The following is a 9,422-nucleotide window of genomic DNA, read 5'->3' as shown; positions in this document are numbered from 1 at the left end:
CCCGGCCCGCACCCGCACCGCCGAGCTGGCCGACCGGCACCTCGCGCCGCGGCCCGGCACCGACGCGGCCCTGCTGCTGGCGGTTGCGCACGTGCTGTTCGACGAGGACCTCGTCGACCTGGGCACGGCCGCCGACCACATCGCCGGCGTCGACGAAATCCGCACGCTTGCTACGGATTTCGCGCCGGAGGCGGTGGCCGGATACTGCGGGGTCGACGCCGGCGACATCCGGACCCTGGCCCGCGAGCTCGCCGCCGCGCCCCGGGCCGCGGTGTACGGCCGGATCGGCACCTCCACCGTCGAGTTCGGGACGCTGGGCAGCTGGCTGGTCGACGTCGTCAACACGCTGACCGGCAACCTGGACCGGCCCGGCGGCGTGATGTTCCCGCTGTCGCCGGTGGCGCCCGCCCCGCGCGGGCCCCGGCCGGGCCGCGGGTTTCGCACCGGCCGCTGGCACAGCCGGGTCTCGGGGCATCCGGAGGTGCTCTCGGAGATGCCGACCGCCGCGTTGGCCGAGGAGATCGAGACACCCGGCGACGGGCAGATCCGGGCGATGATCACGATCGCAGGCAACCCGGTGCTGTCGGCCCCGGACGGCGACCGGCTGGACCGCGCGCTGGCCGGTGTCGGATTCATGGTCAGCGTCGACCCGTATCTCAACGAGACGACCCGGCACGCCGACGTCATCCTGCCGCCCCCGCCGCCGTCGCGCAGCCCGCACTTCGACTTCGCGCTCAACGGCCTGGCCGTGCGCAACAACGCCCGCTACTCACCGCCGGTGCTGCCGCTCGACGGCAGGCCGGACGAAGCCGAGATCCTGTCGCGGATCGCGCTCGGGCTGTACGGGCTGGGCCCCGACGCCGACCCGGCGCTGGTCGACGAACAGGTGATCGCCGCGACGCTGGCCAAGGAGACCGCCGACGCCGGGTCCCCGGTCGCCGGGCGCGCGGTCGACGAGCTCACCGCGATGCTGACCGGCGACCGCGGCTACGAGCGTCGCTTGGACATGATGCTGCGTCTGGGCGCCTACGGTGACGCGTTCGGCGCCCGACCCGGTGGCCTGACACTGCAGCGGCTCAGAGAGTCCCCGCACGGCATCGACCTGGGACCGCTGCAACCGCGGCTGACCGAGGTGCTGCGCACCCCGTCGGGCAAGGTCGAGCTCGCGCCGCCGGAGTTGGTGGCCGACGTCGGGCGGCTGCGCGCCGCGATGAGCCGGCCGGGCGACGGCTACGTGCTGATCGGTCGCCGTCATCTGCGCTCCAACAACAGCTGGATGCACAACCTGCCCGCGCTGGCCGGTGGCACCAACCGCTGCACGCTGCGGATCCACCCGGACGACGCCGCCGAGCTCGGCGTGACCGACACCGCCGTCGTGAAGGGGCCCGGCGGCGAGGTGGTGGTGCCCGTCGAGGTCACCGACGGCATCCGGCGCGGTGTGCTGTCGTTGCCGCACGGGTGGGGGCACGACCGCAGCGGCACCCGCCAGCGTCTGGCCGCCGACCACCCCGGGGCCAACGCCAATCAGCTCAACGACGGCTCGACGCTGGACCCGCTATCGGGCACCGCGGTGCTCAACGGCATCCCGGTGCTGGTCAGTGCGGCCGGGTCAGGTCAGTTCCCAGATCACCGACACTGAGAACCCGACGGTCTGCTGACCCGGCTCCAGCGGCACCGCGGCCTCCATCGCGCGGGGGGCCTGCAGCGGGATCGGCGGGGTCGGCGCGGACGATTCGGAGATCGAGATGACCTTGCCCAGGCTCAGGCCGGACAACTCGGCGTACTGGGCGGCGCGGTCCTTGGCGTCCTCGAACGCGCGCGCCCGGGCGTCGCGCACAAGTTCCGAGTCGTCCTCGATCGAGTAGCTGATCGAGTTGATCCGGGCCGCGTTGCCGCCGGTGTCGACGATCAGGTTGATCGCATCCGAGGCACGGTTGAGATCGCGCACGGTCACGTTGATCGAGTTGGTCGCCCGGAACGCCGCGATCTCGGTGGTGTTGCTGCCGTACTGCGGCTGCAGGTCCGCAGCCGTGGTGGCCACGTCTTTACGGTCGATGCCGAGCCCGGCGAGCCCGTCGATGACGGCCTGCTGGAGTGCGTTGGTCTGGTTCATCGCCGAGGTGGCGTCGGGGTCGAGGAACTCCGTCGACGCGTTGACGGTCAGTGTGTCGGGCGTGCCCTGGACCTGGCCTTCCCCGACCACCGTCACCTGACGGCTGTCCGCACCCGGCTGCAGCGACGGCGAGCTCTGCGCGTCGCACGCCGTCAGTCCTGCGGCCGTCACCCCTGCCACGGCGACGGCGGCGAGCGTGTTCCGGATCGTGTTGGCGCGTGCTGGGATAGGCATGACTGGCACCCTAGAGCGTCAGCGCAGCGACGTGAGGAACTCCAGCAGGACGCGCGACACGTCGTCGGGCCGCTCCTCGGTGAGCCAGTGGCCCGCGCCATCGATCATCACCTCGCGGTAGTCACCGGAGACGACCTCCCGCACCCGGTGCCGCGGGGTGTAGGCCAGCGTCGGGTCCTCGGTGCCGCCGACGAACAGCGCCGGGACCCTGATCGTCGCGGCGGGCGGATCGGCCGTCAGCTCCCAGTTCCGGTCGAAGCAGCGGTACCAGTTCAGCGGTGCGGTGAATCCGCCGCGGGTGAACTCGTCGACGTAGACGTCGAAGTCCGCCTGGCTGATCCAGTCGGGGAGAGCGCCGGGGTCCGGGATGCGGTCGAGGAAGCCGGCGGGCCCCGGTTCGGCCGCCGCGGTGCCCCCGGCCATCGTGAACAGCCGCCGGAAGGTGGTCGCCGGGTCGCGGTCCAATTCGGCGTCGGCCGGGCCGTGCTCCTGGAAGTACAGGATGTAGAAGAAGCGGTCACCGAAGATCCGGCGGAACGCCTGAGTGGTCGGCACCTTCGGTCTGGGCACCGGTGGCAGGCTCAGCCCGGCAACCGCCGAGAAGCGGTCCGGGTGTAGCAACGGGGCGGCCCAGGCGACGACGGCACCGAAGTCGTGGCCGATGAGCACTGCCTGCTCGGCGCCTCCGCCGACGTCCGAGTCGAGCAACCCGACGACGTCGGCGGTCAGCTCGGCGACGGTGTACGCCTCGACAGCCTCGGGTCGATCCGAGCCGCCGTATCCGCGCTGGTCAGGGGCGAGCACGTGGAATCCGGCGTCGGCCAGCGCGCGCATCTGGTGGCGCCACGTGAACGCCAGTTCGGGGAAGCCGTGGCACAGCACCACGACGGGCGCGCCCGGCTCGCCGGCCTCGAGGACCCGCAACGTCACCCCGTTGGTCCGAACCCTGCGCGTCCGCATCAGGTGCCCTTTCGCCGAGCGTGCACCCATGGTCGTGTGCGGTGCAGATTCACTGCCGCCAGTTCACGTTCGCGGTCGGGAAGAGCGCCGGGAACTGCCGATCGTTGGTCTAGCGGTAGCCTTGACTATTCCAGCTGCACGTATTGGAAGGATTTGGCCGGCGAATCCGATCGCCGGCCGCACACGTTGATGAACCGGACTGACTCATGAACCGCAAGAATGTCATCCGCACGCTCACGGTGATCGCCGTGGTGCTGCTGCTGGGTTGGTCTTTCTTCTACTTCAGCGACGACACCCGCGGGTACAAACCCGTCGACACGTCTGTCGCGGTAGCGCAGATCAATGGTGACAACGTCAACAGCGCGCAGCTCGACGACCGTGAGCAGCAGTTGCGGCTGGAGCTCAAGAACGGCAACGGCGACACCGAGGACAGCAACCAGATCATCACCAAGTACCCGACCGGGTACGGGGTGACGCTGTTCGAGACGCTGCAGGACAAGAACGTCAAGACCAACACCGTGGTCAACCAGAGCAGCGTGCTGGGCACGCTGCTGATCTACATGCTGCCGCTGCTACTGCTGGTCGGCCTCTTCGTGATGTTCTCCCGCATGCAGGCGGGCGGACGGATGGGCTTCGGCTTCGGCAAGTCGAAAGCCAAGATGCTGTCGAAAGACATGCCCAAGACCACGTTCGCCGACGTCGCCGGCGTCGACGAGGCGGTCGAGGAGCTCTACGAGATCAAGGACTTCCTGCAGAACCCGAGCCGCTACCAGGCACTCGGCGCGAAGATTCCGCGCGGCGTGCTCCTCTACGGTCCGCCCGGCACCGGCAAGACCCTGCTCGCCCGCGCCGTGGCCGGCGAGGCCGGGGTGCCGTTCTTCACGATCTCGGGTTCCGACTTCGTCGAGATGTTCGTCGGTGTCGGTGCCTCGCGCGTGCGCGACCTGTTCGAGCAGGCCAAACAGAACAGCCCTTGCATCATCTTCGTCGACGAGATCGACGCCGTCGGCCGCCAGCGCGGCGCGGGCATGGGCGGCGGTCACGACGAGCGCGAGCAGACGCTGAACCAGCTGCTGGTCGAGATGGACGGATTCGGTGAACGCCAGGGCGTCATCCTGATCGCGGCCACCAACCGGCCCGACATCCTCGACCCCGCGCTGCTCCGCCCGGGCCGCTTCGACCGCCAGATCCCGGTGTCCAGCCCGGACCTCGCGGGCCGCCGCGCGGTGCTGAAGGTGCACTCGCAGGGCAAGCCCATCGCCGACGACGCCGACCTCGACGGCCTGGCCAAGCGGACCGTGGGCATGTCCGGCGCCGATCTGGCCAACGTCATCAACGAGGCCGCCCTGCTCACCGCCCGTGAGAACGGCACCGTCATCACCGGGCCCGCACTCGAAGAGGCGGTCGACCGGGTGGTCGGCGGGCCGCGGCGCAAGGGCCGCATCATCAGCGAGCACGAGAAGAAGATCACCGCCTACCACGAGGGCGGCCACACGCTGGCCGCCTGGGCGATGCCGGACATCGAGCCGATCTACAAGGTGACGATCCTGGCCCGCGGGCGCACCGGCGGCCACGCGATGTCCGTGCCCGAGGACGACAAGGGCCTGATGACGCGGTCGGAGATGATCGCCCGGCTGGTCTTCGCGATGGGCGGGCGTGCCGCCGAGGAACTGGTGTTCCGCGAGCCGACCACCGGCGCTTCGTCCGACATCGACCAGGCCACCAAGATCGCCCGGGCGATGGTCACCGAATACGGCATGAGCTCCAAGCTCGGCGCCGTGCGGTACGGCACCGACCACGGCGATCCGTTCCTGGGCCGCACCATGGGCACCCAGGCCGACTACAGCCACGAGGTCGCCCAGATCATCGACGACGAGGTGCGCAAGCTCATCGAGGCCGCCCACACCGAGGCGTGGGAGATCCTCACCGAGTACCGCGACGTCCTCGACACCCTGGCCGGGCAGCTGCTGGAGAAGGAGACGCTGCACCGCGTCGAGCTGGCAGCCATCTTCGGCGACGTGAAGAAGCGTCCGCGGCTGACCATGTTCGACGACTTCGGCGGCCGGGTGCCGTCGGACAAGCCGCCGATCAAGACGCCGGGGGAGCTGGCGATGGAGCGCGGCGAGCCGTGGCCCAAGCCGGTGCCGGAGCCGGCGTTCAAGACCGCGATCGCCCAGGCGTCCAAGGCCGCCGCCGAGCGTGCGCACAAGAACGGCAACGGTTCCCAGGGCCCCAACGGTGCTCCGAACGGTCCGACCCAGCCCGACTACGGCGCCCCTGCCGGCTGGCACGCCCCGGGGTGGCCGCCCCGGCCGGGCTCGCCGCAGCAGCAGCAGCCGCAGGGCTACTGGTATCCACCCCCGGCGCAGCCGGGCTGGCAGGGCGGGACACCGCCCCCACAGACGTATCCGGGATACCCCCCGTATCAGCCCTATCCGCAGCCCGGGCAACGTGCTCCCCACAGCGGTGCACCCGCACCGGACTCGAAGGAGGATCCCGGCCACGACAGCGGCGGGGAGAACGGGCGGAGCGCTCCGCCTTCCAACGGCTGATACTGAACGGAGATCTCGATGACGCGGTCGCCCCACCACACGGCGACGATCACCACTCCCGCTTTCGACCAGGCCCGCGCCGAAGCCGCGGTGCGGGAACTGCTCATCGCAGTCGGTGAGAACCCCGACCGGGAGGGCCTTCGGGACACGCCGGCCCGGGTGGCACGGGCCTATCAGGAGATCTTCGCCGGGTTGTACGTCGACCCCGACGAGGTCCTCAAGACCATGTTCGACGAGCAGCACGACGAGCTCGTCCTGGTCAAGGACATCCCGATGTACTCGACGTGCGAACACCATCTGGTGTCGTTCCACGGGGTGGCCCACGTCGGCTACATCCCGGGCGAGGACGGCCGGGTCACCGGGCTGTCGAAGCTGGCCCGCGTGGTGGACCTGTACGCCAAGCGCCCGCAGGTGCAGGAGCGGCTGACCGCGCAGATCGCCGACGCGCTGATGCGCCGGTTGAAGCCGCGCGGGGCGATCGTGGTGATCGAGGCCGAGCACCTGTGCATGGCCATGCGCGGCATCCGCAAGCCCGGCGCGGTGACCACCACCTCGGCGGTGCGTGGACAGTTCAAGACCGACAAGGCCTCTCGCGCCGAAGCCCTGGAACTGATCTTGCGCAAGTGAGCCCCGCCAGCGTTCCGCCTGCCGCACCGGCGACCGTGCAGGTGATGGGAGTCGTCAACGTCACCGAAGACTCGTTCTCCGACGGGGGCCGGTTCCTGGACCGGGAGCGCGCGGTGGCACACGGTGTGGAGCTGGTGCGCCAGGGTGCCGCGATCGTCGACGTCGGCGGCGAGTCGACCCGCCCGGGCGCCACCCGGGTGCGCCCCGAGGTGGAGTCGGCCCGCGTGCTTCCTGTGGTGAAAGAGCTTGCGCAAGAAGGCATCACGGTGAGCATCGACACGATGCACGCCGAGGTGGCGCGGGCCGCGCTGGAGCACGGCGCCCGCATCGTCAACGACGTCTCCGGGGGCAACGCCGACCCCGACATGGTCCGGGTGGTCGCCGACGCCGGTGTGCCGTGGATCCTCATGCACTGGCGCAACGTCCGCGCCGACCGTCCACACGACGTGCCCACCTACCGCGACGTGGTCACCGAAGTCAGGGACGAACTGCTGGCAGGGGTGGACGCCGCGGTGCGCACGGGCGTGGACCCGGCGAATCTGATCATCGATCCGGGTCTCGGTTTCGCGAAGACCGCGCAGCACAATTGGGCTCTGCTGCATGCTCTTCCGCAGTTCGTCAACACCGGGATCCCGGTGCTGGTCGGCGCGTCACGCAAGCGTTTCCTCGGCACGTTGCTCGCCTCCCCGGACGGCGAGCTGCGAGCCCCGGCCGGTCGGGAGACCGCCACCGCGGTGGTGTCCGCGCTGGCCGGCTGGCACTCCGCCTGGGGAGTGCGGGTGCATGATGTGCGTGCGTCGGTCGACGCACTGGCGGTGGTGGCGGCATGGCGGGCAGGTGGCATGGCTGATCTCGGGGCGGACTCCGATGGCTGACCGGATCGAATTGCGCGGGTTGAAGGTTCGCGGCAACCACGGGGTGTTCGACCACGAGCGCCGCGATGGTCAGGACTTCATCGTGGACATCACGGTGTGGGTCGACCTGGCCGCCGCGGCGGCCAGCGACGACCTCGCCGACACCCTCGACTACGGCGTGCTGGCCCAGCGGGCGGCCGACGTCGTGGCCGGGCCGGCTCGGCAGCTCATCGAGACGGTGGCAGCGGAGATCGCCGAGGACGTGATGCGTGACGAGCGCGTGCACGCGGTGGAGGTCGTGGTGCACAAGCCCTCGGCCCCGATCCCGTTGCAGTTCGACGATGTCGCGGTGATCGCGCGCCGCTCGCGCCGCGGTGGGCGGGGTTCCGCGCCGTGAGCACCCGCGTCGTGCTGTCCATCGGATCCAACCTCGGCGACCGGCTGGCGCACCTGCAGTCGGTGCTCGACGGCCTCGGCGCCGCCGTCGTCGCGGTGTCCCCGGTCTACGAGACACCGGCCTGGGGTGGGGTCGAGCAGGGCCCGTTCCTCAATGCCGTTGTGCTGGCCGAAGATCCGGATCTCGACGCGCACGGCTGGCTTCGCCGCGCCCAGCAGTTGGAGGACGCGTCCGGGCGGGTGCGGGAGCAGCGCTGGGGACCGAGGACGCTCGACGTCGACCTGGTGCAGTGCTTCGGGCCCGACGGCGAGGTGACACTCGGCGACGCCGACCTGACCCTGCCCCACCCGTACGCCCACGTGCGTGCGTTCGTGTTGGTGCCGTGGCTGGAGGTGCAACCCGACGCGGCGCTCACCGTGGCGGGCCGGACCGACCCGATCGCGGTGCACCTGGCGGCCGTCGACGCCGCCGAGCGCACCGGCGTACGCAGAACCGGGTTCGTCCTGCACATCGCGGGCCGCGACTGATGGGGCCGACCCGCAAGCGCGACCTGGCCGCCGCGGCGGCGGTGACCGCGGTCGTCAGTTATGTACTCGTGCACCTGATCTACCGGTGGTTCCCGCCGATCGACGTGTGGACCGGCGTGTCCCTGCTCGGGGTCGCGGTGGCGTTGGCGGGCTGGGCTTTCTACGTGCGGGCCCGGATCCGCGACGGTGAGATCGGTGTCGGGCACGGCCGGCTGCACCCGTTGGCGGTGGCCCGGTCGGTGGTGATCGCGAAGGCCTCGGCATGGATGGCCAGCGTCGTGTTCGGCTGGTGGGTGGCGGTGGTGGCCTACCTGCTGCCGCGCCGCGGCACCCTGCGGGTGGCCGCCGAGGACACCCCCGGTGCGGTGGTGGCCGGGTTGTGCGCGCTCGCACTGGTGGTGGCGGCGATGTGGCTGCAGCATTGCTGCAAGTCACCGGAGGATCAGTCGCAGAACGCCGACGCGTCGCCGGGCTGACCCGATCCCCGGGCGACAGGCCGAATCGCCGCCCGGGTCGACACGCGACACGACCGGTGACAGGTACAGTCGCCCCATGACCGATCCGACCCGAGGCACCCGCCTCCGGCGCAGCGGCCGCAGGCCGGGTTGGTTCCTGATGACGGTGTTGCTGGTTCTCGCGATCGGTGCCAGTTCAGCGCTGGTTTTCACCAACCGGGTCGAATTGCTCAAGCTGGCGGTGATTCTCGCGCTGTGGGCCGCGGTGGTGGCCGCGTTCGTCTCGGTCATCTACCGCAGACAGAGCGACGCGGACCAGGCCAAGGTGCGCGATCTGAAGCTGGTGTACGACCTGCAACTGGACCGTGAGATCTCCGCCCGCCGGGAGTACGAGCTCGCGGTGGAATCCCAGCTGCGTCGCGAGCTGGCCTCGGAGCTGCGGGCGCAGTCCGCCGACGAGGTGGCGGCCCTGCGCGCCGAGCTGGCCGCGCTGCGGGCCAATCTGGAGTACCTGTTCGACGCCGACCTCTCCGATCGCCCGGCGCTGGAGACCGAACGCACGGCGGGCCGGGTCAGCAGCAGCCGGATCGACACCGAGGACGACTTCGTCGTCACCCCAGAGCCCGACGCGCCGGAGACCGACGAGAGCCCGATCATCGACGTCCCGGTCGAGCCGCATCTGCCCGAGCACGAATGGGTGCCT

10 protein-coding genes are annotated in these 9,422 nt (G+C 70.6%); 8 read left to right on the top strand and 2 right to left on the bottom strand.

Annotation, left to right across the window (positions count from 1 at the left end):
- On the top strand, window positions 1-1,639 hold a 1,639-nt coding region (locus MVA01S_RS26905), incomplete at its 5' end, for a molybdopterin dinucleotide binding domain-containing protein (protein WP_060941764.1).
- Here MVA01S_RS26905 and MVA01S_RS26900 read toward each other — a convergent pair.
- Together MVA01S_RS26900 and MVA01S_RS26895 are read right to left on the bottom strand one after the other, a co-directional pair.
- Window positions 1,610-2,347, bottom strand: a complete 738-nt coding sequence (locus MVA01S_RS26900; RefSeq protein WP_003931759.1) for an SIMPL domain-containing protein — start codon at window positions 2,345-2,347, stop codon at window positions 1,610-1,612. The two genes, MVA01S_RS26905 and MVA01S_RS26900, sit on opposite strands and share 30 nt — an antisense overlap.
- An 18-nt stretch (window positions 2,348-2,365) precedes the next feature.
- Window positions 2,366-3,307, bottom strand: coding sequence for an alpha/beta fold hydrolase (locus MVA01S_RS26895; RefSeq protein WP_040542106.1), 942 nt, complete (start codon window positions 3,305-3,307; stop codon window positions 2,366-2,368).
- Window positions 3,308-3,513: 206 nt separating this feature from the next.
- Here MVA01S_RS26895 and ftsH point away from each other — a divergent pair, with 206 nt between their 5' ends.
- From ftsH to MVA01S_RS26860, 7 genes are all read left to right on the top strand, one after another.
- A complete protein-coding gene (gene ftsH / locus MVA01S_RS26890) occupies window positions 3,514-5,859 on the top strand; it encodes an ATP-dependent zinc metalloprotease FtsH (protein ID WP_003931761.1) in 2,346 nt (781 codons plus the stop codon).
- Window positions 5,860-5,877: 18 nt separating this feature from the next.
- A complete protein-coding gene (folE, locus tag MVA01S_RS26885; RefSeq protein ID WP_003931762.1) occupies window positions 5,878-6,486 on the top strand; it encodes a GTP cyclohydrolase I FolE in 609 nt (202 codons plus the stop codon).
- Window positions 6,487-6,530: 44 nt separating this feature from the next.
- Window positions 6,531-7,361 carry a dihydropteroate synthase gene (folP, locus tag MVA01S_RS26880; RefSeq protein WP_040542108.1) on the top strand — a complete coding sequence of 277 codons (831 nt, stop codon included), beginning with the start codon at window positions 6,531-6,533 and terminating at the stop codon, window positions 7,359-7,361.
- Window positions 7,354-7,737 (top strand): dihydroneopterin aldolase, encoded by a 384-nt coding sequence (folB, locus tag MVA01S_RS26875; RefSeq protein ID WP_003931764.1) that lies wholly within the window; start codon window positions 7,354-7,356, stop codon window positions 7,735-7,737. The genes folP and folB overlap by 8 nt, the downstream gene beginning before the upstream one ends.
- Complete coding sequence (gene folK / locus MVA01S_RS26870) at window positions 7,734-8,264, top strand: 2-amino-4-hydroxy-6-hydroxymethyldihydropteridine diphosphokinase (RefSeq protein WP_003931765.1); 531 nt, start codon at window positions 7,734-7,736, stop codon at window positions 8,262-8,264. The genes folB and folK overlap by 4 nt, the downstream gene beginning before the upstream one ends.
- A complete protein-coding gene (locus MVA01S_RS26865; protein ID WP_003931766.1) occupies window positions 8,264-8,740 on the top strand; it encodes a DUF3180 domain-containing protein in 477 nt (158 codons plus the stop codon). The genes folK and MVA01S_RS26865 overlap by 1 nt, the downstream gene beginning before the upstream one ends.
- Before the next feature lie 76 nt (window positions 8,741-8,816).
- Window positions 8,817-9,422 (top strand): DUF6779 domain-containing protein (locus tag MVA01S_RS26860; protein WP_353961404.1); only part of this gene is annotated, 606 nt, incomplete at its 3' end.

Origin of the sequence: Mycolicibacterium vaccae NBRC 14118 = CIP 105934 (assembly GCF_001552715.1) — a bacterium.
Taxonomy (GTDB): domain Bacteria; phylum Actinomycetota; class Actinomycetes; order Mycobacteriales; family Mycobacteriaceae; genus Mycobacterium; species Mycobacterium vaccae.
Note: the sequence above shows the minus strand (reverse complement) of the source record. Positions and strands in the feature narration are given on the sequence as shown.